Source organism: Arsenophonus sp. ENCA, assembly GCF_002287155.1.
GTDB classification, from domain to species: Bacteria; Pseudomonadota; Gammaproteobacteria; order Enterobacterales; family Enterobacteriaceae; genus Arsenophonus; species Arsenophonus nilaparvatae.
Window position 1 is genome coordinate 1 of sequence record NZ_NHNG01000762.1, and the last position, 887, is coordinate 887.

At 40.4% G+C, this 887-nt stretch carries 1 protein-coding gene and 1 pseudogene; one reads left to right on the forward strand and one right to left on the reverse strand.

The genetic code is table 11. The features are described from left to right. The coding region (locus CBG25_RS19700; RefSeq protein ID WP_290603789.1) for a transposase at nt 1–291 on the forward strand (291 nt) is incomplete at its 5' end. 156 nt (nt 292–447) lie between these two features. Here the strand turns inward: CBG25_RS19700 and CBG25_RS19705 are convergent. Then, nucleotides 448–648: pseudogene (locus CBG25_RS19705) on the reverse strand (helix-turn-helix domain-containing protein); the annotation flags it as partial. Between the last annotated feature and the right edge of the window lie 239 nt (nt 649–887).

Here is an 887-nt window from a genome sequence, read left to right on the forward strand (position 1 = left end):
ATAGTAACAAACAAAGAGAATCCCACCCGTGAATACGTCAAATCTATCATGGATGCCCGTTGGTCTGTTGAAGTTTATCATCGAGAAGTTAAACAAAATTGTGGTATTGAACGCTGTCAGGCTCGCACGAGCCGAGCGCAAAGAAATCATATTTTTCTCGCTATTTCTGCGTGGTTTGAACAACATAAACGTCGTATATCTGAAAAAATAACCCTTTATCAACAAAATTGGGACGTAATCAAAAATGCTATTGCTGAGCACATCCGTGTTTTATTAGCGTACCCAAATTAGTTTTGTGCGAAACTCGTGGCTGACAGAAACACCATGCTTCAAACGTAGCCTTCCACTGATAACTTCTGGCGAGGTATGTAAAGCAAGCTCCTTACGGATAAAATCCTGCGTTTGCGGGGTTTGTTGATTAAATGCATCTCGTGTAGATTTATTGAGACGTCTGGCTTTCGCTAAGGTATCGGCTCTTCTGCAAGAATAAAGTCCATGGAAAGCGGGATCAGTATTACGTTTGAGTTCCCTGCTGACAGTTGAACGAGAAAGCCCCAATTCTCTAGCAATAGTGGCCTGAGTAACACCGTCAATTATTCGTTTTTCGATATAAAAACGCTCATGTAAGTTCAAATGTTTTCCCTTCATACAACAGTATCTCTTATGGGGTCATTACAGTAATTTTATCTATGTATGACCAAGGATTTACTTTGTTGCATTTCGTTTGGGAATTGGCGCCAGCATAAAAGAGCTATCAACTGATGTTTAATCAGCAGACACAGAGTGAAAACAAAATAAAAGTAAACCTCATAATTGAGAGTCCAGCGTATGTTGTACATCTCACCATCGTCGATGTAATGCGGTGTCACGTCGGTCTTATAGACTGT